This window comes from Aestuariibaculum lutulentum, from assembly GCF_032926325.1.
Classification (GTDB): Bacteria; Bacteroidota; Bacteroidia; order Flavobacteriales; family Flavobacteriaceae; genus Aestuariibaculum; species Aestuariibaculum lutulentum.
In genome coordinates this window covers 1,565,200-1,588,287 of record NZ_CP136709.1, presented here as the reverse complement: position 1 = coordinate 1,588,287, position 23,088 = coordinate 1,565,200, and the positions used below count along the sequence as shown (strand labels likewise).

18 protein-coding genes are annotated in these 23,088 nt (G+C 34.8%); 11 read left to right on the top strand and 7 right to left on the bottom strand.

Features of this window, described 5'->3' with window-relative positions; all coding sequences use genetic code 11:
• The first annotated feature begins 29 nt into the window (after window positions 1-29).
• Window positions 30-1,127 (top strand): DNA polymerase IV, encoded by a 1,098-nt coding sequence (gene dinB / locus R1X58_RS06810; protein WP_240572601.1) that lies wholly within the window; start codon window positions 30-32, stop codon window positions 1,125-1,127.
• A gap of 64 nt (window positions 1,128-1,191) precedes the next feature.
• Here the strand turns inward: dinB and pyk are convergent, their stop codons facing one another.
• The 5 genes from pyk to R1X58_RS06785 form a co-directional block, all read right to left on the bottom strand.
• Entirely contained in the window at window positions 1,192-2,625 is a 1,434-nt protein-coding gene (gene pyk, locus R1X58_RS06805; RefSeq protein WP_240572600.1) for a pyruvate kinase, read from the bottom strand.
• A 3-nt stretch (window positions 2,626-2,628) separates the two neighbouring features.
• Window positions 2,629-3,111: an IPExxxVDY family protein gene (locus R1X58_RS06800; RefSeq protein WP_240572599.1), complete on the bottom strand. Its 483-nt coding sequence runs from the start codon at window positions 3,109-3,111 to the stop codon at window positions 2,629-2,631.
• 119 nt (window positions 3,112-3,230) lie between these two features.
• Window positions 3,231-3,971 carry a ribonuclease III gene (rnc, locus tag R1X58_RS06795; RefSeq protein WP_240572598.1) on the bottom strand — a complete coding sequence of 247 codons (741 nt, stop codon included), beginning with the start codon at window positions 3,969-3,971 and terminating at the stop codon, window positions 3,231-3,233.
• Window positions 3,972-3,978: 7 nt separating this feature from the next.
• Window positions 3,979-5,229 carry a beta-ketoacyl-ACP synthase II gene (fabF, locus tag R1X58_RS06790; RefSeq protein ID WP_240572597.1) on the bottom strand — a complete coding sequence of 417 codons (1,251 nt, stop codon included), beginning with the start codon at window positions 5,227-5,229 and terminating at the stop codon, window positions 3,979-3,981.
• 12 nt (window positions 5,230-5,241) lie between these two features.
• A complete protein-coding gene (locus R1X58_RS06785; RefSeq protein WP_008269813.1) occupies window positions 5,242-5,475 on the bottom strand; it encodes an acyl carrier protein in 234 nt (77 codons plus the stop codon).
• Window positions 5,476-5,662: 187 nt separating this feature from the next.
• Here R1X58_RS06785 and purN point away from each other — a divergent pair, with 187 nt between their 5' ends.
• The 4 genes from purN to R1X58_RS06765 all read left to right on the top strand — a co-directional run bounded on the left by purN (window position 5,663) and on the right by R1X58_RS06765 (window position 9,876).
• Window positions 5,663-6,235, top strand: coding sequence for a phosphoribosylglycinamide formyltransferase (gene purN / locus R1X58_RS06780; RefSeq protein WP_240572596.1), 573 nt, complete (start codon window positions 5,663-5,665; stop codon window positions 6,233-6,235).
• A gap of 37 nt (window positions 6,236-6,272) precedes the next feature.
• Window positions 6,273-6,914, top strand: a complete 642-nt coding sequence (locus R1X58_RS06775; protein ID WP_240572595.1) for a ribonuclease H1 domain-containing protein — start codon at window positions 6,273-6,275, stop codon at window positions 6,912-6,914.
• A 55-nt stretch (window positions 6,915-6,969) separates the two neighbouring features.
• Window positions 6,970-7,896 carry a PfkB family carbohydrate kinase gene (locus tag R1X58_RS06770; RefSeq protein ID WP_240572594.1) on the top strand — a complete coding sequence of 309 codons (927 nt, stop codon included), beginning with the start codon at window positions 6,970-6,972 and terminating at the stop codon, window positions 7,894-7,896.
• Window positions 7,897-7,977: 81 nt separating this feature from the next.
• Window positions 7,978-9,876 carry an amidophosphoribosyltransferase gene (locus R1X58_RS06765; protein WP_240572593.1) on the top strand — a complete coding sequence of 633 codons (1,899 nt, stop codon included), beginning with the start codon at window positions 7,978-7,980 and terminating at the stop codon, window positions 9,874-9,876.
• Between the two features lie 716 nt (window positions 9,877-10,592).
• Here the strand turns inward: R1X58_RS06765 and R1X58_RS06760 are convergent.
• Window positions 10,593-11,201, bottom strand: coding sequence for a superoxide dismutase (locus tag R1X58_RS06760; protein ID WP_240572592.1), 609 nt, complete (start codon window positions 11,199-11,201; stop codon window positions 10,593-10,595).
• A 126-nt stretch (window positions 11,202-11,327) separates the two neighbouring features.
• Between R1X58_RS06760 and R1X58_RS06755 the strand changes: the two genes are divergently transcribed.
• The 6 genes from R1X58_RS06755 to R1X58_RS06730 all read left to right on the top strand — a co-directional run bounded on the left by R1X58_RS06755 (window position 11,328) and on the right by R1X58_RS06730 (window position 21,824).
• Window positions 11,328-14,459, top strand: coding sequence for a UvrD-helicase domain-containing protein (locus R1X58_RS06755; RefSeq protein ID WP_240572591.1), 3,132 nt, complete (start codon window positions 11,328-11,330; stop codon window positions 14,457-14,459).
• Between the two features lie 135 nt (window positions 14,460-14,594).
• Window positions 14,595-15,902, top strand: a complete 1,308-nt coding sequence (locus R1X58_RS06750; protein ID WP_240572590.1) for an OmpA family protein — start codon at window positions 14,595-14,597, stop codon at window positions 15,900-15,902.
• 127 nt (window positions 15,903-16,029) lie between these two features.
• Window positions 16,030-17,421, top strand: a complete 1,392-nt coding sequence (locus R1X58_RS06745; protein WP_240572589.1) for an OmpA family protein — start codon at window positions 16,030-16,032, stop codon at window positions 17,419-17,421.
• Window positions 17,422-17,500: 79 nt separating this feature from the next.
• Complete coding sequence (locus R1X58_RS06740) at window positions 17,501-20,269, top strand: PD-(D/E)XK nuclease family protein (protein ID WP_240572588.1); 2,769 nt, start codon at window positions 17,501-17,503, stop codon at window positions 20,267-20,269.
• Entirely contained in the window at window positions 20,270-21,112 is an 843-nt protein-coding gene (locus R1X58_RS06735) for an alpha/beta hydrolase family protein (protein WP_240572587.1), read from the top strand.
• Window positions 21,105-21,824, top strand: coding sequence for an NUDIX hydrolase (locus R1X58_RS06730; protein ID WP_306468583.1), 720 nt, complete (start codon window positions 21,105-21,107; stop codon window positions 21,822-21,824). The genes R1X58_RS06735 and R1X58_RS06730 overlap by 8 nt, the downstream gene beginning before the upstream one ends.
• A 65-nt stretch (window positions 21,825-21,889) precedes the next feature.
• On the opposite strand, the gene R1X58_RS06725 is transcribed toward R1X58_RS06730, so the two are convergent.
• Window positions 21,890-23,077: an aldose epimerase family protein gene (locus R1X58_RS06725; RefSeq protein WP_240572586.1), complete on the bottom strand. Its 1,188-nt coding sequence runs from the start codon at window positions 23,075-23,077 to the stop codon at window positions 21,890-21,892.
• Window positions 23,078-23,088: the final 11 nt, after the last annotated feature.

The window sequence follows — 23,088 nt, the reverse complement described above, 5'->3', positions numbered from 1 at the left end:
CTTTGATAAAGATATTATAAATTTACAATATGCTACCGACCTCTAACATAAGAAAAATTATTCATGTGGATATGGATGCTTTTTATGCGTCTGTAGAGCAAATGGACAATCCCGAGCTTAAAGGGAAACCCATTGCAGTTGGCGGTGGTGGTAAACGTGGTGTTATTAGTGCCGCTAGTTATGAGGCTAGAAAATTTGGTGTGAAAAGTGCCATGTCTGGAACATTGGCGGCTAAATTGTGTCCGGATTTGATTTTTGTGCGTCATAATTTTGAACGTTATACTGAAATCTCAAAGAAGATTAGAAAGATTTTCTTGGAGTATACCGACCTCGTGGAACCCTTGTCTTTAGACGAAGCTTACTTAGATGTTACCCATAACAAAAAAGGCAACCCAAGTGCCTCACTAATTGCCAAAGAAATTCGCGAACGTATTTTTAATGACATCGGATTGACAGCTTCTGCAGGTATTTCCATTAATAAATTTGTAGCGAAAGTAGCCAGCGATTATAACAAGCCCAACGGACAAAAAACCGTAAATCCGGAAGAAGTTATTGAATTTTTAGAACAACTCGATATTCGAAAATTTTATGGTGTTGGCAAAGTTACTGCTGAAAAAATGTATCAGTTAGGTATTTTCACAGGAATGGATTTAAAACAAAAATCTATTGAATATTTGGAAGAACACTTCGGGAAATCCGGTTCCTATTATTACTATGTAGTTCGAGGTATTCATACTAGCGAAGTAAAACCAAATCGCATTAGAAAAAGTTTAGCAGCCGAACGTACCTTTAGTGAAAATCTTTCCAGCGAGGTGTTTATGCTAGAAAAACTGGAACACATCGCCGATGAAGTTTCACGACGCCTTACAAAAAGTCATGTTTCAGGAAAAACAGTAACCCTAAAAATAAAATACAGTGATTTCTCTCTTCAAACCAGAAGTAAAACGTTGCCTTATTTTGTTTCCGACAAACACCTCATTCTAGATACCGCAAAGGATTTACTCTATCAGGAAAAACTAAAAAATTCGGTACGCTTATTAGGTATATCCTTATCCAATTTAAACACCGAAACAAAAAAAGAACCGGAACAAAAAAGCGTAAGTGTGCAGTTAAAATTTGGATTTTAATCTTAACAAAAAAGCCACTTAAATTCTTAAGTGGCCTTAATTTATATATTCTATTCTAGGACTTTTACTTAGTAATCTCTCTTACTCGAAGTGTATTTACCATACCTTTTTCGGCGATTGGCATAGACGCTAAACTCACGACCATATCTCCTTTCTTAACGAAACCTTGATCTCTAGCCATTCTGTTAATATCACCCACAGTTTCATCTGTAGACACAAATCTATCATAATAAAACGCCTTAACTCCCCATAATAAACTTAACTGCGTTAAGATGCGTTTGTTTGGTGTAAATACTAAAATATGACAAGATGGTCTCCAAGCTGAAATCTGAAATGCCGTATATCCACTATTCGTTAAAGTAGAAATCGCTTTCGCATCAATCTCGTTTGCCATTAATGCTGCATGATAACAAATCGATTTAGTAATGAAACGTTTTGTGCGTACATGAGGAGGTAATTGAGGCACTTGAATTAATGGTGAATCTTCAACGTTTTTAAGAATATTTGCCATTTGTCTAATTACCTGTACCGGATACTGACCAACAGAAGTTTCTCCTGAAAGCATCACTGCATCGGCACCATCCATAACCGAGTTTGCAACGTCGTTTACTTCAGCACGAGTTGGTGTCAAACTACTAATCATGGTTTCCATCATCTGAGTTGCAATGATTACAGGGATTCTAGCTTTTTTAGCACGTAATACCAATTGCTTTTGAATTAACGGAACTTCTTCTGCAGGCACTTCTACCCCAAGATCGCCACGAGCAACCATTAAACCATCACAGTTAGCAACAATAGCATCTATATTTTTAACAGCTTCAGGCTTTTCTATTTTTGCTACAATCGGAATTTTATGCTCGCTGTGCTTTTCGATTAAATCTCGTAATTGCTGTAAGTCTTCAGCATGACGAACAAATGATAATGCAATCCAGTCAACATCTTGACTAATTGCGAAAATCGCATCTTCAATATCTTTTTCCGTTAACGCCGGTTGAGAAATATTTGTATTTGGAAGGTTAACACCCTTTTTAGATTTTAAAGGACCTCCCTGAATTACTTTTGCTTTAACTTCAGAATCTCCATCTGTTGAAACAACTTCAAAGATTAATTTACCGTCATCTAAAAGAATACGCTCCCCTGGTTTTGCATCCTGAGGAAATCTTTCATAGGTCATGTAAACACGCTCCTTAGTTCCTTCGAAACGTTCTCCTGTTGCAAAAACAATTTCATCACCCGGATTAACAACAACCTCTTCCTTCATGACCCCAACACGAAGTTTAGGACCTTGTAAATCGGCTAAAATCGCCGCAGAAAAACCAAATTCATCATTCAGTTCACGTATCATTCTTATGCGCTCGGCAACATCATTATAATCGGCATGAGAAAAGTTAATTCTAAAAACATTTGCACCTTCTTCAAGCATTCCTTTTAGAACTTCTTTTGTACTTGTAGCAGGACCTAAGGTTGCTACTATTTTGGTTTTTTTATTTAATGGCATTAGCTAAAAAATTAAATTTTCTTTTGACTTCAATTTATTAATATCAACACTAAAGGCTGTTGCTACTTTAGGAATACTCTTTATACTTTGCAGTATATATTTTTCCTTATTGGTACTAAACTCGTTATCTATTTTTAAAAAATAATTAACTGCCTTGTGTTCCGGTATTAAGTAGGATAATCTTGTTATCTTTTCCTGTAAATCGAACAACGATTTACCCATGTCTGGTTGATGTATTTCAGTTTTACATGCATTGGAAACCAAGTTCCATGTGGTTAACTGTCTTTCATCTTTCCATTCAAATACAGAATAGGCTGACTGATCTATATTAACATCAATATCTGCATCTTTTCGAGCCAGACTAATTCCTAAATGTTTGTTTAAAAGATAAGCTAAACGGTAATCGTCAATAGAACAATGAATCGCAATTAAAGTATGTGATACTTCTTCAAAAACATCATCCAGAATAAGTTTGTGAATAGCCATAACTTATATTAAACGTTGTAAATATAATACTTAATAACATTCAACTGTTATAACTTTATATTAATATTTAGAAGAATTTTAACTAAAACGTTGTAGTTAATAGCTTTGTTTGATAAGTTTTACAGCATTTTTGATATTTTATTCTGAAATACAAAAAACGCTCGCTTTGATGCTTTTTCCTCTGCTTTTTTCTTTGAAGTAGCTCTGGCTTTTGCCACGACTTTATTGTCTATTGAGAGCTTAACCGAGAAGTGTTTTACTTCGTCAATTCCGGTATCGTCGTAAACATTATAGTTGAATGTTTTCTTCTCCTTTTGACACCATTCGATAAGTAAACTTTTATAACTGATAACTTTACCTTCCAGGCGTTCGATATCTACATAAGGAATAATAATGCGATTGTAGATAAATTTTTCACAGTATTCGTAACCGCGATCTAAAAAAATAGCACCAACTAAGGCTTCGAATAAATTTCCGTGAATATTTTCTCCAAACTGACCCGGCGGAATTTTGCTTTCAACCAAATTAATCAGTTTCAACTCCTTCCCCAGTTCGTTAAGATGCTCTCTACTAACTACTTTAGAGCGCATTTTTGTTAAGTAGCCTTCGTCTCCACTTGGCACTTCTAAATAAAGATGGGAAGCAATAACAGCACTTAACATGGCATCTCCTAAAAACTCCAAACGTTCATAATTAACAGCGTTTCCTTTACTGTCTTTAATATTCATCGAGCGGTGTGTAAATGCCTTTTTGAAGTATTTTAATTCTTTAGGTTTAAATCCCAGAATCTTATGTATTTGCATAAAAAAATTCCCGTTGCGTTTAAAACGGGAATTTAATATGTTACGAATGTTTCTCATTCGGGATTTAGTCTAATTTCTTGAATAATACACAAGCGTTATGTCCGCCAAATCCAAATGTATTACTCATAGCCACTTTAATGTCTCGCTTTTGAGCCTTATTCAAAGTTAAATTTAATTCAGGATCAATGTTTTCGTCTACCGTTGTATGGTTAATGGTTGGCGGAACAATTCCGTTTTCCATAGCCAAAATAGTCGAAATAGCTTCAATAGCACCTGCAGCACCTAATAAATGCCCGGTCATTGACTTGGTTGAATTAATATTTATGTGTTTTGCGTGATCGCCAAACACCTCTGAAATTGCTTTAAGTTCTGCAACATCTCCTAATGGTGTAGATGTACCATGTGTATTAATATGGTCTACGTCTTCAGGATTTAAACCTGCATTCTCTAAGCAATTTTTCATTACGGCTACTACGCCTTTTCCATCTGGATGTGGTGCCGTCATGTGGTAAGCATCAGAAGATAAACCTCCACCTATAAATTCTGCGTAAATTTTCGCACCTCTTGCTTTTGCGTGCTCATATTCTTCTAGAACAAGTGCTCCTGCACCTTCACCCAATACGAAACCATCTCTTGTTCCGTCAAACGGACGAGAAGCTGTTTCTGGGCTTTCGTTTCTAGTAGATAAGGCATGCATAGCATTGAAACCTCCCATTCCTGCAATTGTTACTGCTGCTTCGCTTCCTCCTGTAACAACTACATCACAATGTCCTAAACGAATAGAGTTTAGCGCATCGAACATAGCATTTGCCGAAGAAGCACAGGCTGAAACCGTTGTATAGTTAGGCCCCATAAATCCATGTTTAATGGATATATTTCCTGGTGCAATATCTGCAATCATTTTAGGAATAAAGAACGGATTGAATCTTGGCGTACCATCACCTTTTGCATAGTTCAATACCTCGTCTTGGAAAGTCTCCAAACCTCCAATACCTGCACCCCATATTACCCCAACACGTAGTTTGTTTACTTTGTCTAAGTCTAAATTCGCATCTGCAATAGCTTCGTCTGAAGCTACCATAGCATATTGCGTAAACCTATCCATTCTACTCGCTAGCTTACGGTCTATGAAGTCTGTTGCTTTAAAGTTTTTCAACTCACAAGCAAACTTGGTTTTAAACTTCTCGGTATCAAAATATGTTATAGGCGCAGCACCACTTTTACCACTAATTAGGCCTTCCCAATATTCATCTTTGGTATTCCCAATTGGTGTTAAAGCGCCCAATCCTGTGACTACAACTCGCTTTAATTCCATAAAGTACTTGGCTTATTTTGCTTCTTCGATATATGATATAGCTTGACCTACAGTTGCAATGTTCTCTGCTTGGTCGTCTGGAATCTGGATGTCGAATTCTTTTTCGAACTCCATGATTAATTCTACAGTATCTAAAGAGTCTGCTCCTAAATCGTTAGTGAAGCTTGCTTCAGTTACAACTTCGTTTTCATCAACTCCTAATTTGTCTACGATAATCGCTTTTACTCTTGATGCAATGTCTGACATAATCTTTTAATTTTAAGTTTTAATTAGTTGGCAAAAATAAAAAACTTTATTTTTATAACACACGTTTAACATTAAAAAAGTGTTTCTAATTTACTAAATTCCTTTTAAGAATTTAAATTTAACCCGCTAATTGTTAATAATTATTCTTTTTTTTGCCGAAGAAAACATAACATCAATAGGTCTGTAAATGAAACGTATTGTCATTTTTGCGTCAGGAAGTGGTTCAAATGCCGAAAATTTAGTTGCATATTTCAACAACAGTGATATAGCTTCTGTTGTGCAAATACTCACAAACAATCCGCAAGCAAAAGTTCTAGATCGCGCGAAACGATTAAAAGTTAGTGCGCTATCATTCAACAAGGTCGCTTTAACAGAAACAAACGACGTTTTAAATCTATTGAAAGCCACAAAACCAGATTTAATTGTCTTAGCTGGATTTTTATGGAAATTCCCGGAAGCAATAATAAACGAATACCCTAATAAGGTCATTAATGTTCACCCGGCTCTATTACCTAAATTTGGTGGTAAAGGCATGTATGGCATGAACGTACACCAAGCTGTTGTTGAAAACAAAGAAACTGAAACAGGAATCACCATTCATTACGTTAATGAAAATTACGACGAAGGCGCTATTATTTTTCAAGCTAAATGTGTTGTTGACGCAAAGGATACTGCCGAAGATGTTGCTGCTAAAATTCATGAACTTGAAATGGAACATTTCCCTAAGGTTGTCGAGCAACTATTAACAGAGCAAAACTAACACCTACAATATATTAGGTATACAGTCGCAATAAACCATGTCTAAAAAAAAGAAGAAATACTATACCATTTGGAAAGGACATAAAACTGGTGTTTTTGAAACATGGAACGATTGCAAAGCTCAAATAACCAATTACGAAGGTGCTCAGTATAAATCATTTGAAACCTTTGAAGCCGCCAAAAAAGCTTTAAACGGAAATTACAAAGATTTTATCGGAAAAAACAAATCGTTTAGCAGCACATTATCTCCCGAACAATTAAAGAAAATAGGGCAACCTAATTACAATTCCATTTCGGTTGATGCCGCTTCAAGCGGAAATCCGGGTGTTATGGAATATCGTGGTGTCGATACCAAAACCAAACAACAACTCTTTATTCAAGGTCCCTTTCAGGAAGGCACTAACAATATAGGTGAATTTTTAGCCATTGTTCACGGTTTGGCGCTTCTAAAAAAGAAAAATAGCAACCGTATTATCTATACTGATTCTAAGACTGCCATAAGCTGGGTTAAAAAGAAAACCTGCAATACAAAATTAGAGCGCAACGAAAAAAACAAAGATCTTTTTGAATTGGTAGACCGAGCTCTTAACTGGCTAAAGACCAACAACTACACGACAACCATAGTAAAATGGGAAACAAAAGCCTGGGGTGAAATCCCTGCAGATTTTGGACGAAAATAAATTCGGTTTTTAGCAGTTAAAAGACGTATATTTGCACCAAAATTAAAAAACCTCTATGGGTAAGTTAGTTATTGTTGGCACAGTAGCCTTTGATGCTATTGAAACGCCGTTCGGAAAAACCGACAAAATACTTGGTGGTGCAGCCACTTTTATTGGATTATCTGCTTCACATTTTAACGTAGACGCTGCAGCCGTATCGGTTGTTGGTGGCGATTTTCCTCAAGAATATTTAGACCTATTATCAAATAAAAATATTGATATTTCAGGAATTGAAATCGTTAAAGAAGGAAAAACATTTTTCTGGAGCGGTCGTTACCACAACGACATGAATAGCCGTGATACGTTAGTAACAGAACTTAATACATTAGCAGACTTCAATCCAGTAGTTCCTCAAGATTACAGAAATGCCGAAGTGGTTATGTTAGGAAATCTTCATCCTATCGTCCAACTAAGTGTTTTAGAACAAATGGAAGAAAAACCTAAGTTGGTTATTCTTGATACTATGAATTTCTGGATGGACTGTGCTTTAGACGATTTACATAAAGTAATCAATAAAATTGATGTAATCACCATTAACGATGAAGAAGCCAGACAATTAACTGGAGAATATTCTCTTTTAGTTGCTGCTAGAAAAATTCATGAAATGGGACCAAAATATGTAGTGATTAAAAAAGGAGAACACGGTGCCTTATTGTTTAACAACGATAATGTATTCTACGCTCCTGCTTTACCATTGGAAGAAGTTTTCGATCCAACAGGTGCCGGCGATACATTTGCTGGAGGTTTCGCAGGATATATTGCAAAAACCGGAGACACATCATTCGAAAATATGAAGAATGCGGTAATTTATGGTTCAACATTAGCCTCGTTTTGTGTTGAAAAATTCGGTACCGAACGTATGCAGAATTTAACCGAAGGTGAAGTCCATAAACGCTTATTACAGTTTAAGCAGTTAACACAATTTGAAATAGAATTAGCATAAAACCGCGCGCTCGAATTTGAGCGCGTTTTTAATTATAAACGTTATTATTTACGCAAAAGCGACAAACACAATAGATCTAAAATGAGTGATGCTTTAAAACACGAATGTGGTATAGCCGTGGTTAGGTTATTAAAACCACTAGAGTACTACAAAGAAAAATACGGAAGTGCATTTTATGGTGTAAACAAAATGTATCTGATGATGGAAAAACAGCACAACCGTGGTCAAGACGGGGCTGGTTTTGCAAGTATTAAACTAGACATGAAGCCTGGTGAGCGATACATAAGCCGTGTTCGTTCTGTAGCACAACAACCTATTCAGGATATTTTTGCTCAAATTAACGATCGTATCAACACCGAGCTTACAGCTCATCCGGAATATGCAAACGACGTTGCTGCACAGAAAAAAAACATTCCATACATTGGTGAGGTTATGCTAGGGCACGTGCGTTACGGAACATTCGGGAAAAACAGCGTAGAAAGTGTTCACCCATTCTTAAGACAGAACAACTGGATGCATAGAAACTTAATTATGGCCGGTAACTTTAACATGACGAATGTTAAAGAATTATTCGGAAACTTAATTGAGCTAGGTCAGCACCCTAAAGAATATACCGACACCATTACTATTATGGAAAAAATTGGTCATTTCTTAGACGACGCCGTTGCTAAACTTTATAAAGATCTTAAAAAAGAAGGATTCAGTAAAAAGAATGCTTCACCTCAAATTGCTGAGCGCCTAAAAGTCTCTAAAATTTTAAAAAGAGCGGCTAAAAACTGGGATGGTGGTTACGCTATGGCCGGTTTAATTGGTCATGGTGATGCGTTCGTATTACGCGATCCAGCAGGTATTCGTCCGGCATATTATTACCAGGATGACGAAGTTGTAGTTATCGCTTCAGAGCGTCCTGTAATTCAAACAGCTTTCAACGTAAAATTTGAAGATGTTCATGAATTAGATCCAGGAAAAGCTATCATCATTAAAAAATCTGGAGAAGTTCGTTTCAAACAAATTTTAGAACCATTAGAAAGAAAATCATGTTCTTTTGAGCGTATTTATTTCTCTAGAGGTGGTGATGCTGAAATCTATCAGGAGCGTAAAAAATTAGGTAATTTAGTAATGCCTAAAGTTCTTGAGTCTATCAACTACGATATTAAAAACACGGTATTTTCATTCATACCAAATACTGCTGAAACTTCTTTCTATGGAATGGTAGATTCTGCCGATATTTATTTAAATGAAAGAAAAACTGCTGCAATATTAGAAGGACAGCATTCGCTTTCTTCTGAAAAAATAAAAGAAATCTTATCAGAGCATATCCGCGTTGAAAAAATCGCTATTAAGGATGCTAAACTTAGAACTTTTATTACTGAAGATAGCAGCCGTGACGATTTAGTAGCACACGTTTACGACATTACTTATGGTGTAATTAAGCCAGAGGACAACTTAGTTATTATTGACGACAGTATTGTACGCGGAACAACACTTAAGAAAAGTATCTTAAAAATGTTAGACCGCTTAGGACCTAAACGTATTGTTGTTGTATCGTCTGCGCCACAAATTAGATATCCAGACTGTTACGGAATCGATATGGCCAACTTAGAAAGCTTGGTAGCATTTAGAGCGGCTTTAGAATTACTAAAAGAAAATGGACAGTATCATATAGTTGAAGAAGTTTACAATAAATGTATCGAGCAAACAGAATTAGCAGATAAGTATGTTCAAAATTTTGTAAAGGAAATTTATGATCCGTTTACAGATGAACAAATTTCTGATAAAATCGCTGAACTTTTAAGTCCGGACAGCATTAAAGCTGAAGTAAAAATCATCTTCCAACCTGTAGAGAATTTACATGAAGCATGTCCGAAGAATTTAGGAGACTGGTATTTTACAGGAAACTATCCAACTGTTGGAGGTAACCGAGTAGTAAACAGAGCTTTTATTAATTTTTACGAAGGGAATAAAGAACGTGCTTATTAATTAAGCACTTCTTAAAAGATAACCTCTAAAAATAGATAAATCTCATTTCATCTAAGATAAAATACATTTTAACTAAAAAAAATGCACTTTATCTAATAAATAATTTAATCACCTGAATTACATCTACTTTAGTGGAACCATAACATAAGTAGGTTAAGTTCATGGTAGATTTGGGGCAAAAAAAGGTGAACGCTTGTTCGCCTTTTTTTATGCTTTTTAGTTTCCTACACCAAAAACTCCTTAGCAGTTTAAAATTCCTACCTAATTCACTTTAAACCAAAATTTTAGCACTTCAACTAAAATATTTTAACACTTCGTACTTCCCATCTATATTTGCTGAACCATAACATAAGTAGGTTAAGTTCATGGTAGATTTGGGGCAAAGAAAGGTGAACACTTGTTCGCCTTTTTTTATGCTTTTTAGTTTCCTAAAAACCAGAACCTTTACATAAACTTAAATTTAAGGATATTCTCTTAAGCCAAATTATTGGTAGTTCACCCAAAATATTTTATCACAATTTTTTACCACAATATATTTGCTGTACCATAACATAAGTAGGTTAAGTTTATGGTAGATTTGGGGCAAAAAGGTGGGCATTCTGTCCACCTTTTTCATTTCTATTCCATTCTAAATACTTCTGAAAATTTCAAATTAAAGCATAAAAAAAATCGCCTGAATTACTCCAGACGATTTCTAATATAATTTCAAAAACTAATTACTTAGCTTCAGCGTAACGTCTTTCAACTTCATTCCAGTTAACTACTTTAAAGAAAGCATCGATATAATCTGGACGACGGTTTTGGTAGTTTAAGTAATATGCATGTTCCCAAACATCAAGACCTAAAATTGGAGTTGCTCCACAACCAATTCCTGGCATTAACGGGTTGTCTTGGTTAGCAGTAGAACAAATCTCTACTTTTCCACCTTTATGAACACATAACCATGCCCAACCAGAACCAAAACGTGTTGCAGCAGCTTTACTGAAAGCTTCAACAAATGCTTCCTTAGAACCAAATTCAGCTACAATAGCATCTTTTAATTCACCAGATAAATATCCTCTGTCTTCTGGATTCATTACAGACCAGAATAAAGAGTGGTTAAAATATCCTCCACCGTTGTTTCTAACAGCAGCGTTATTTAAATCTAAATTGGTTAAGATATCTTCAACAGATTTTCCTTCTAACTCAGTTCCTGCAATTGCAGCGTTGAAATTATTTGTATATCCTTGATGGTGCTTAGTATGGTGAATCTCCATAGTGCGAGCATCAATGTGAGGCTCTAAAGCATCGTAAGCATAACCTAATTCAGGTAATTCGAAAGCCATAATTTTTTGTTTTAACTATTAATAAATATTTTAAGTTCAAATTTACACATAAATGCCCTCAATTAAAAATAATTAATCGTTATGAAATGATTGATTGTTTCTATCTTGTGTTCAAATTTGAAATTTATGCTGCAAACCCCACCATTTACCATATATAATGCCTCTGCAGGAAGTGGAAAAACCTTTACTTTGGTTAAAGAATATTTAAAAATTTTATTCAGTTCTGATTCTTCCGATCAATTTAAACGCATTTTGGCCATCACTTTTACCAACAAAGCCGTGGCTGAAATGAAAGAGCGTATTATTGAAGTATTAAAGCAGTTTTCAGATCCTGAAATTTTAAGGCAATCAAACACCATGTTTGAACTTATTAGTAAAGATTTAAGTATGGAACCTTTAGAGCTTCATAAAAAATCTATCAAATTACTAAATACCATCATTCACAATTATGCAGCTTTCGATATTTCGACTATTGATGGATTTACACATAAACTCATAAGAACATTTGCCTACGATTTAAAATTGCCTATAAATTTTGAAGTAGAACTCGATCAGGATACGTTACTCAATCAGGCTGTAGATAGTTTAATTGCCAAAGCAGGAACAGACAAAGCCCTGACTAATGTTTTGGTTGAATTTGCACTGGAAAAAGCAGACGATGATAAAAGCTTCGATATCGCCTTCGACTTTAATAAAATAGCAAAACTCTTAGTTAACGAAAATGATATTCCGTTTATTGAAACGCTAAAACATAAAACGCTAACTGATTTCAACTCTTTGAAAATTCAGCTTAAAAAAGACATCAAAACAACTGAAGAAGCTATTACTGAAGCAGCTCAGGACACCTTAGATTTAATTGAAGGTGCTGGTTTAGAATATGGTGATTTTTCAGGGAGTTATTTGCCTAAACATTTTAAGAAAATAAGCGAAGGTAATTTTGATGTTGCTTTTACCTCTAAATGGCAGGAAAACATAGAATCTGCAACACTCTACCCAAAAAAAGTAAGCGGTGATGTTGCATCGACCATCGAGTCTATTCAACCTCAAATCGCATCGGCTTTTGCTTTAACAAAACAGGGTGTTTTTCATGTAAAATTCCTGAAAGCCTTTTATAAAAACATAACACCGCTATCCGTGTTAAACGCCATTAACAAGGAGTTAAAAGCACTAAAATCAGACCAAAATAAAATGCTTATTTCAGAATTTAATACCATTATTAGTCGGGAAATAAGCAACCAGCCCACGCCATTTGTTTACGAGCGTCTTGGCGAAAAATTCAATCATTATTTTATTGATGAATTTCAAGATACTTCGGTTATGCAATGGCAGAATTTAATTCCGCTATTAGACAACTCCCTTTCGGCAGATAAAGGAACAACCATGCTGGTAGGTGATGCCAAACAAGCTATTTACCGCTGGCGAGGCGGAAAAGCCGAACAGTTTATAGATTTGTTCCTTGATAAAAATCCGTTTCAAGTCGAAAAAGAGTTAAAAAATCTGCCAGCTAACTTCAGGAGTTTTAAAGAAGTAGTAGATTTCAATAATAAGTTTTTCAACTTTCTTGCGCAGCAGGTATTTAGCAACAACACCTACCAAGACCTTTATGAAAAAGGACAACAAGAGATTAGTAAAAGTGAAAGTGGCTACGTAGAATTATCCTTTTTAGATATAGATAAAGAAGATGATCGAGACGAGCTTTTCTGCAAGCAGGCTTTAAACACCATTAATCGTTGTTTAGAAAATAATTTTAAGCTGGAAGACATTTGTGTTTTAGTTAGAAAAAAGAAGGAAGGTGTGGCTGTGGCTAATTATTTAAGTCAGTTTAACATTCCTATTATATCTTCTGAAACCTTATTAATTAACAATGCTCCGGAGATTGTTTTTTTAAACAACATTTTAAAATTATTAATTCAACCCAAAAACAATGAAGTAAAAATTGAAGTTTTAAATTATTTGGTTGATTTCTTTAACATTGAAGATAAACACGAATTCTTTAGCGAACATTTAAAATTAGAGTTGCACGAATTCTTTAAAAGTTATGAAGATTACAACATTTATGTAAACAGTAATTATTTACTTCAGCTACCTTTATATGACCTTACCGAAACATTAGTAAGAAGTTTTAAGCTTGTTGAAAATTCTAATGCATATATTCAATTTTATTTAGACCTTGTTCTGGACTTTTCTCATAAAAAAGGATCGGACATCGCAGGATTTTTAGATTATTTCGATGCAAAAAAAGAATCCTTGAGTATTGTTTCTCCAAAAGGTCAGGATGCTGTTCAAATTATGACCATTCATAAATCTAAAGGTTTAGAATTTCCTGTGGTTATTTTCCCTTACGCAGATTTAGATCTCTACAGAGAAATTGAACCAAAAGAATGGTTTCCTATCAACGATGATATGTATCATGGCTTTTCTCATACCTTATTAAATTTCAATAAAGACTTCGAATATTTTGGAGATATCGGATTAGAAATCTTTAATAACCATCGTTCTGAACAGGAATTAGACAATATAAACCTTTTATATGTTGCACTAACACGTCCTGTAGAACATCTATATATTATTTCAACGAAAGATCTAAGCACAAAGGGAGAACCAAATAAAAATAAATATTCGGGTCTATTTATAAATTACCTGCAACATCTTAACCTTTGGGATAATAATCAAAACTCCTACTCTTTTGGATCTCCAGAAAAAACAGTGAATCATGAAAATTCATCTAAAGAAACCATTACCGTGAATGAATTTATTTCGACAGCTAAAGAAGACCATAACATAAATGTTGTTACAAAATCAGGAATGCTTTGGGACACAAATCAGGAAGAAGCCATTGAAAAAGGGAACCTTGTTCACAACATTATGTCTAAGATTATTTCTAAAAATGATGTTGATAATGCTATTAATGAATTTTTATCTGTAGGAACAATCAACCATTCACAAGCAGATCAACTAAAAGATGTTATTAACGAAATTGTTAATCATCCTAAACTACAAAACTATTATAACAACGATAACACAGTTTATAACGAACGTGATATCATCTCAAAAGAAGGGATCATTTTAAGACCAGACCGTATTGTTTTATTTCCTGATAATCAATGTGTAATTATTGATTACAAAACCGGAATGGAAGACAAAAAACATGCTCAGCAATTACAATCTTACGAAGATGTTTTAAACGAAATGCACATTTTTGTACTCAAAAAAATCCTAATTTATACAAACGAAGAGATAACAATTAAAGAAGTCTAAATCTTATAAATAAACTCTAATTTACCTTTCATGCGATTTTTATGCATTTAATCGAAAAAAAAAGATTCGTGTTTCAGAAACTTTATAAACCTTTAAATTTGCTAGCTTAAAAAATTGTTCAAACAAATCTGACACATGAAAAAAATTATTTTATTTTTCGCTTTAGTTGTTGTAGGCTTAAGCACCCTACAAGCACAGGATGCTAATAACCGTTGGTTAATTGGGATTGGTGTAAATGCGGTAGATACTTATCCAACAAATGTTGGAGATTCTCACTTCCCTGGCCAAAGCTGGTGGACTGACGAATACTTTAACGCAACAGACCACTGGAACATTGCTCCTTACCCTTCTTCTTTAACGGTTTCTCGTTACTTAGGTGGAAACTTCTCTTTTGGAGTTTTTGGTTCTGTAAACAAAATTTCAAAAGTTGGTGATGCTTCTACTTACTTAGGAAAACAAATTGATGACTTCTCATACTATGGTGTTGATGGATTCTTCAAATACAGCTTTAACACAGAAGGTGCTTTCGAACCTTTCTTAAAAATTGGTGGAGGTTACTCTTGGATTGACACAGTTGGAGCTGGAACATTAAATGGTGGTGCTGGTTTTAACTGGTGGTTCACTAAAAAGAAAAATGTTGCTTTAAACTTCCAATCTACTTACAAGCACTCTTTCGAAGATTATTTAATCCCTCACTTCCAACACAATGTTGGTATCGCTTACAAATTTGGAGGCAAAGATACTGACGGAGATGGAATTAAAGACAGCGAAGATGCTTGTCCAGAAGTTGCTGGTTTACCTGAATTCAATGGTTGTCCTGATAGCGATAACGATGGTGTTCAAGACAGCGAAGATGAGTGCCCAGAAGTTGCTGGTTTAAAAGAATTAAACGGTTGTCCTGATTCTGACGGTGACGGTGTTGCTGATAAAGATGATAGATGTCCTGATGCTGCTGGATCTAAAGAATTAAACGGTTGTCCTGATTCTGATGGTGACGGTGTAGTTGATATCGACGATAAATGTCCTAACGAAGCTGGTCCTGCATCTAACAACGGATGTCCTGAAGTTGTTGTAGATAACACTCAAGAATTAATCGATGCACTTGCAAAAACTATTTTCTTTGAATTTGATAGCGCTAGATTAACTCCAGACAATCAAATTACATTAAACAAGATTGCTGATTTAATTGAGAAAACTGACAAAACCTACAACTTAACTATTGAAGGTTATGCAGATAACGTTGGTCCTAAATCATACAACCAAACATTATCTGAAAAAAGAGCTAAAGCTGTTGCTGATTATTTAACTAGTACTGGAGTAGCTCCTGCAGACGTTTCTACAGTTGGTTTTGGTGAAAACAACCCAGTTGCTGATAACAAAACTAAAGAAGGTAGAGCTGAAAACAGAAGAAGTGAGATCAAAATCACACTAGTTTCTAAATAAAAAAACTTACATCTTTTTTTTTAAAAGCCTCACAATGTGAGGCTTTTTTTATTATATTTATTTTGTTAATAAATTTTAACAACTTAAATTTGTTTACGATTAACACTTAAAAATTAAACTTTTGAATATGAAAAATCTTAGCAGATTATTGTTCGCTATGTTGTTAGTGCTAGGCTACAGCAACATGAATGCGCAAGACAAAAACAATCCTTGGCAGATTACTATTGGTGCAAATGGCGTAGACGCTTACCCTTCTGGTGATGGCGTAGTAGGCAATGCTCAATTTAGTGAATCTATTTTCGATGAATTTTTCAATGTAGATGACCACTGGAATATCTTACCTTCATTATCTACAATTTCGGTATCTAAATACATTGGAGGAGGATTCTCTTTTGGTGTTGCCGGATCTTTAAACAAAATTGAAAAATGGGGTGACGTTCCTGGATCAGATCCAGAAGAAGTAAATGAAGTTGACGATTTATCATACTACGGTGTAGATGGTACAATTAAATACAACTTCTTACAAGGAACAACTATCGATCCATATCTTGGTGTTGGTGGTGGTTATACTTGGGTAGATGAAATCGGTGCCGGTACTTTAAACGGAACTATTGGTTTGAACATTTGGTTCAGCGAAAACATCGGTTTAACTTTCCAATCTTCTTACAAACACGCTTTCGAAGATTATTTACAAACACATTTCCAACACACTGCTGGTATCTCAATCAAATTTGGTGGAGCTGATAGTGATGGTGATGGTATTTACGATAAAGACGATGCTTGTCCTGAAGTTGCTGGTACTAAAGAATTCAACGGATGTCCTGATACAGACGGTGATGGTATAGAAGACAGCAAAGACGATTGTCCTAACGAAGCTGGTTCAGCTGAAATGAATGGTTGTCCTGATACAGACGGTGACGGTATTGCAGATAAAGACGATAAATGTCCTACAGTTGCTGGTTTAGCTTCATTAAACGGATGTCCAGATGCTGACGGTGACGGTGTTACAGATGCTGAAGATAACTGTCCTAACGAAGCAGGTCCTGCATCTAACAACGGATGTCCTTACGCTGATGCTGACGGTGACGGTGTATTAGATAAAGATGATTTATGTCCAGACAAAGTGGGTACTGTTGCTAACAACGGTTGTCCTGAAGTAACTGAGGCTGTACAAAAAGCTCTTAACGATTACGCTAAAACAATCTTATTCGATACAGGTAAATCAACAATTAAATCTCAATCTGCTCAAGTATTAGATGATATTGTTGCTATCTTAAAAGAATACCCTAACGCTAAATTTACAGTTGAAGGTCACACTGACAGCGTTGGTAGTGAGTCTTTTAACCAAAAATTATCTGAGTCTAGAGCTAGCTCTGTTAAAGATTACTTAACTAGCAACGGTATTGATGCAGCAAGACTTTCTTCTCAAGGTTACGGCGAGTCTAAACCAATTGATACAAACTCAACTGCTGCAGGTAAAGCTAACAACAGACGTGTTGAGATTAACTTAATAAAATAAGAAAACTAGATTCTAGTTTTTTACAAATAAGTTTTAGAAAAACGCTTCGGATATCCGGAGCGTTTTTTATTTTTATCCAATGACGACGTTTATTTTCGATGTTCTAAAAGATTTACAAGACAACAATAAAAATCTTTCAGAATTAACCTTTGTTTTACCAAGTAAAAGAGCCGGGCTCTTCTTAAAACACCAACTTCATAAAGTTTGTAAGCAAACTATTTTTGCTCCTGAAATTATAAGTATTGAAGAATTTGTCGAAGAACTTTCCGGATTAAAAACCGTTTCGAATACCGAATTACTTTTCGAATTCTATAATACCTATCTTGAATTAACTCCTAAAGAAGAAGCCGATTCCTTTGAAGTCTTTACCAAATGGGCGCAAATTCTATTACAAGACTTCAATGAAATTGACAGATACCGTATTCCTCAGAAAAAGATTTTCGACTATTTAAGCGATATTAAAGAAATAGAACATCACCACTGGTCGTTGGAAGAAAACCAAACGGACTTTATCAAAAATTATTTAGCGTTTTGGAACAAACTTCATAGCTATTATAATAACTTCTCTAAACAGCTTAAATTAAAACAAATAGGCTATCAAGGCTTACTATACCGAGAAGCGGCCGATAGCATTTCTAAATACATTGAAGAAAACCCGGCAAAGCAGCATTTATTTTTAGGATTTAATGCCTTAAACACCTGTGAAGAGACCATCATCCAAGCTTTATTAAAACAGAATTTAGCTGATATTTACTGGGATATTGATGCTGAATTTTTCAATAACACCTATCATGATGCCTCGTTATTTACCAGACAGCATAGAAAAAACTGGCCTCATTTTAAAGAACATGACTTTAAATGGATCACACAAAATTATACCGAAAATAAAAATATATCCACCTTCGGTATTCCAAAAAATATCGGACAGGCTAAGTATATAGGTTCACTTTTAAAAGACTTACAGCGCAACAATCCTAATCTTGAAAACACTGCGGTTGTTTTAGGCGATGAAGATTTATTAATTCCAGTTTTGAACTCCATTCCAGACGGCATTAATGCTCTTAATATAACCATGGGATTTCCCTTAAAATCCATTCCACTAGCCTGGTTATTTGAATCGCTGTTTTACATTCATAAAACTCCATCTAAAAGCTTTTATTACAAAGATGTGATTAACATTATTTCACATCAGTTCATCAGACCATTGTTTTACGTTGATGATGTAGACTATGCTTCAAAACTTATTGAAACTATTGATGGCAATAACATTATTTACCTAACAGCAGAGCGCTTAAAGGCTATTACTCCAAAATCAGGTGAATTGATTGATTTACTTTTCTCGAACTGGAATAAATCTATCTATTTAGCTTTAAAAAACTGCTCATCTTTAATTGTTATCATTAAAAAATATCTTGATCAGAATAAAGACTCGAACCTACTTGCCTTAGAATATTTATATCGATTTAACGAGTTGTTTAATGAACTTAACAACCTAAATTCTAAATATGAGCATATCACAGATATTTCAACCCTTTTCGGAATTTATAAAGAACTTTTAAGCTCAGAAACCCTAGACTTCCAAGGAGAGCCACTGCAAGGCTTACAGGTTATGGGAATGCTGGAATCGCGTGTTTTAGATTTTGAAACTGTCATTATCTCATCGGTTAACGAAGGAGTTTTACCTTCCGGAAAAAGCAACAATTCCTTTATTCCTTTCGATTTAAAAATCGAAAATAAATTGCCCACATACAAAGAAAAGGATGCGGTATATACCTATCACTTTTATCGTTTATTACAGCGTGCTAAAAATGTATATATTCTTTATAATACTGAAGCCGATGTTCTTACTGGTGGCGAAAAAAGCCGATTTATAACTCAGTTAGAACTCGAAAATAATCACAACATCAACCACCAAATTCTGGCGCCAAAAGTACCTGTTTTAAAACTAACAGAACATACTGTTGAGAAAACAGAACAACTGGTTAACGAAATTAAAGCTGTTGCAGAAAAAGGTTTCTCGCCTTCTTCATTAACATCGTATATTCGAAATCCTATCGATTTTTATTATCAAAAAATATTAAAAATTAAGGAACACGATGATGTAGAAGAAACCGTTGCTGCCAATACCTTGGGAACAGTTGTCCACAACACGCTCGAAGATTTCTATAAACCTTTAGAAGGCTCGTTTATTTCAGTGGAAATTATTAAAAATTTAAAAACCAGAATTGACGAACGCGTTACATTTCATTTTAAAAATGAATATAAGGAAGGCGATATTACTAAAGGTAAAAACCTGATTATTTATGAAATTGCCAAACGTTATGTTTCTAATTTTTTAGACTTCGAAATTAAAGACTTAAAAGCCGGAAATGAGATAAAAATCATAGCTATTGAAGCCGACAATAAAGTTGAAATTACAGATATTCCTAAATTAGATTTCCCTGTTAAACTGGTTGGAAAAGTAGACCGTGTTGACCAATACAACGGCATCACCCGAATTATAGATTATAAAACAGGGCGTGTTGACCAGAATCAGGTTGAAATTGTAAACTGGGAAGACTTAACCACCGATTATAAAAAATACAGCAAAAGTTTTCAAGTATTAACTTACGCCTACATGATGCAACTCATGAATCAAATAAACCTTCCCGTTGAAGCCGGTATTATCTCTTTTAAAAACTTAAGTGCAGGTGTTTTAAAATTTGCAAAAAAGGACAAATCGGGTTACGGAGCAAAAAAAGAAGTTTTAATTACTCAGGAAACTATTGATAATTTTAAGATTGAATTAAAAAACCTTATTTTAGAGATTTGCAACCCTAACATTCCGTTTACAGAAAAAGACGTTTAAATGCTAACCAAAAAGCAAACTATTATTAATGGCTTACACCAAAAACCCATTTTAATTGATGCAACCTACACATCAACTAAAATCAATCAGCCCATTATCATATTTTGCCATGGCTATAAAGGTTTTAAAGACTGGGGTGCCTGGAATTTAATGGCAAACGCTTTCGCGAAAGCAGGATTTTACTTTATAAAATTTAACTTCTCGCATAACGGCGGAACGGTAGAGCAACCCATAGACTTTCCTGATTTAGAAGCCTTCGGAAATAACAATTACACTAAAGAACTTGACGATTTAAAAACGGTTATAGACTGGGCTTGTAACTCTTCTGAAATTCAAAAGTTTGCCAATACGAATAACATAACCTTAATAGGTCATAGCCGTGGAGGAGGCATTACCTTAATTAAAGCAGAAGAAGACACACGAATTAAAAAACTTATTAGTTTAGCCAGTGTCTCTGATTTTGAAAATCGAATGATGCAACTTTACGAGGCCAGCCAATGGCAGGAAACAGGTGTTACATTTGTAGAAAATGGCAGAACCAAACAGCAGATGCCCCATTATTATCAGTTCTACGAAGATTTTAAAGCAAATCAAGACCGTTTTAATATTGAACGCGCCGCAAAACATTTAAACAAACCTCATCTCATTATTCATGGCGATGCAGATACTAGTGTATCTATTACTGAATCTAAACATATCCACAATTGGAATACAAACAGTAAATTTGTAACCATAGAAAACGCCGACCACGTTTTTGGAGCTAAACACCCTTGGGAACACAACAAACTACCACTTCAACTAAATACCGTAATTCAAAAGACTCTAAACTTTTTAAATGAATAACATGACAGCCACGAAAGAAACACATACCTACGAAAACGGAGAAAAAATTTATGTCGCCACCGATTGTATTATATTCGGTTTTGATGATGGTATTTTGAAACTTTTAGTTTTTGAGCGACGTGTAAAGCCCAAACAAGGCGAGTTATCTCTAATTGGAAGTTTTGTTAGTCCAAACGAGAGTGTTACAGAGGCGGCTCAACGTGTTTTAAAGGAGATTACAGGTCTGGAAAACATCTATATGGAAGAACTAAAATCTTATTCAGACACGAGTAGAGATGATGGCGCTCGCTGTATATCTATAGCGCAATACGCCTTAATACGTATTGGTGAATATGACAAAGAATTGGTTGCCAAACATGGCGCGCATTGGTTTGAAGTCGATAAATTACCTAAACTGGTTTATGATCATGGTGATATGGTGCAAGATGCTTTAGAGCGCTTAAAATTGAAATCGAGATTTTACCCAATTGGTATTGAGTTATTACCAAAACAATTTACCATTCCGCAGCTTCAAAAATTATACGAGGTTATTCATCAAAAGGAATTAGATCCAAGAAATTTTAGAAAGAAAGTTTTGTCTTTAAAGCTCCTTATTCCGTTAGATAAAAAAGATAAATCGGGATCTAAAAAAGGAGCATATCTTTATAAATTCGACTACAGAAAATACAAAAAGCTTGAAGAAAAAGGCTTTAATTTTTCTTTGTTTAAATAAAACATGCAGCATAAAAAAATCCCAATAAATTACTTATTGGGATTTTCTTTTGATTAACACTTTAATTATTTAGTATTGAACTTAAATATCGTTGTGGTTTGATAAGTATCATCAGGATTTAAAGTCACCGATGGAAACTCTGGTTGGTTTGGAGAATCTGGGTAGTGCTCGGTCTCTAAACAAAAGCCCGTTCTATGACCATAAGTTCCTCCGTTTTTAGAAGGTAATGTACCGTCTAAAAAGTTTCCGGTGTATAATTGAATTCCTGGTTCATCGGTATAAACTTCTAAAACTCTACCACTTGTTTTATCGTAAGCTGATGCCGCTAAACGCATCCCTTCATCCTGATTGTTTAACACCCAACAGTGATCGTACCCTAAACCACGTTTTAACTGTGTATCTTCAGCATTAATATCCTGACCAATTGGCTTCGCTGCCCTAAAATCGAATGGTGTTCCTGTAACATCTGTTAATTCTCCTGTTGGAATTAAAGTCTCGTCAACTGGTACTAACTGATCGGCATCAATCATTAACTCGTGCCCTAAAATAGTTTGAGACTCATCTCCTGTTAAATTAAAGTAAGAATGCTGTGTTAAGTTTACAATGGTTGGTTTATCGGTTGTCGCTTCATAAGCTACTTCCAGTTCATTGTTATTATTTAAGGTATAAACCACTTTTGTATCTAAATTACCGGGATACCCTTCTTCCATATCCTTACTTAAATACGTTAACACTAAAGAAGCGGTACTATCGGTTTGTGTTTCCGAAGCCGTCCAAACCACTTTATCGAATCCTTTTTTACCACCGTGTAAGTGATTTGGCCCGTCGTTAGTTGCTAAAGTATATTTTTCTCCATTTAAAGAAAATTTCCCTTTTGCAATACGATTCCCGTATCGACCAATTAAAGCTCCAAAAAACGTTGGATTTGTTTCATAAGGTGCTAAGGTTTCATATCCTAAAACAACGTCTTCATATTTTCCATTTTTATCTGGCGCTGTCCAGTGTGTAATAATACCTCCAAAGGTGATAATACTGACTTCCATACCTTTTTCATTTTTTAAGGTATACTGCTCTACAGCGATACTATCGGAAGTTATTCCGAAAGGTTTCTTTGAAATCGTTACTAAAGGTGTTGGTTCGGTTACAATCTCATCTTGAACCGTATTTTTTTTGTCACTTTTGCATTGCACACTTAGTAAAGCTGCACCCAATAAAGCAAACGTGTAAAGGCCTTTTTTAAATGTATTATTCATTTTATCTTTAT

Excerpts from the sequence above, each read along its gene's own strand:
- dinB (WP_240572601.1), top strand. The coding sequence starts at position 30 with ATGCTACCGACCTCTAACATAAGAAAAATTATTCATGTGGATATGGAT.
- pyk (WP_240572600.1), bottom strand. The coding sequence starts at position 2,625 with ATGCCATTAAATAAAAAAACCAAAATAGTAGCAACCTTAGGTCCTGCT.
- R1X58_RS06800 (WP_240572599.1), bottom strand. The coding sequence starts at position 3,111 with ATGGCTATTCACAAACTTATTCTGGATGATGTTTTTGAAGAAGTATCA.
- rnc (WP_240572598.1), bottom strand. The coding sequence starts at position 3,971 with ATGAGAAACATTCGTAACATATTAAATTCCCGTTTTAAACGCAACGGG.
- fabF (WP_240572597.1), bottom strand. The coding sequence starts at position 5,229 with ATGGAATTAAAGCGAGTTGTAGTCACAGGATTGGGCGCTTTAACACCA.
- R1X58_RS06785 (WP_008269813.1), bottom strand. The coding sequence starts at position 5,475 with ATGTCAGACATTGCATCAAGAGTAAAAGCGATTATCGTAGACAAATTA.
- purN (WP_240572596.1), top strand. The coding sequence starts at position 5,663 with ATGAAACGTATTGTCATTTTTGCGTCAGGAAGTGGTTCAAATGCCGAA.
- R1X58_RS06775 (WP_240572595.1), top strand. The coding sequence starts at position 6,273 with ATGTCTAAAAAAAAGAAGAAATACTATACCATTTGGAAAGGACATAAA.
- R1X58_RS06770 (WP_240572594.1), top strand. The coding sequence starts at position 6,970 with ATGGGTAAGTTAGTTATTGTTGGCACAGTAGCCTTTGATGCTATTGAA.
- R1X58_RS06765 (WP_240572593.1), top strand. The coding sequence starts at position 7,978 with ATGAGTGATGCTTTAAAACACGAATGTGGTATAGCCGTGGTTAGGTTA.
- R1X58_RS06760 (WP_240572592.1), bottom strand. The coding sequence starts at position 11,201 with ATGGCTTTCGAATTACCTGAATTAGGTTATGCTTACGATGCTTTAGAG.
- R1X58_RS06755 (WP_240572591.1), top strand. The coding sequence starts at position 11,328 with ATGCTGCAAACCCCACCATTTACCATATATAATGCCTCTGCAGGAAGT.
- R1X58_RS06750 (WP_240572590.1), top strand. The coding sequence starts at position 14,595 with ATGAAAAAAATTATTTTATTTTTCGCTTTAGTTGTTGTAGGCTTAAGC.
- R1X58_RS06745 (WP_240572589.1), top strand. The coding sequence starts at position 16,030 with ATGAAAAATCTTAGCAGATTATTGTTCGCTATGTTGTTAGTGCTAGGC.
- R1X58_RS06740 (WP_240572588.1), top strand. The coding sequence starts at position 17,501 with ATGACGACGTTTATTTTCGATGTTCTAAAAGATTTACAAGACAACAAT.
- R1X58_RS06735 (WP_240572587.1), top strand. The coding sequence starts at position 20,270 with ATGCTAACCAAAAAGCAAACTATTATTAATGGCTTACACCAAAAACCC.
- R1X58_RS06730 (WP_306468583.1), top strand. The coding sequence starts at position 21,105 with ATGAATAACATGACAGCCACGAAAGAAACACATACCTACGAAAACGGA.
- R1X58_RS06725 (WP_240572586.1), bottom strand. The coding sequence starts at position 23,077 with ATGAATAATACATTTAAAAAAGGCCTTTACACGTTTGCTTTATTGGGT.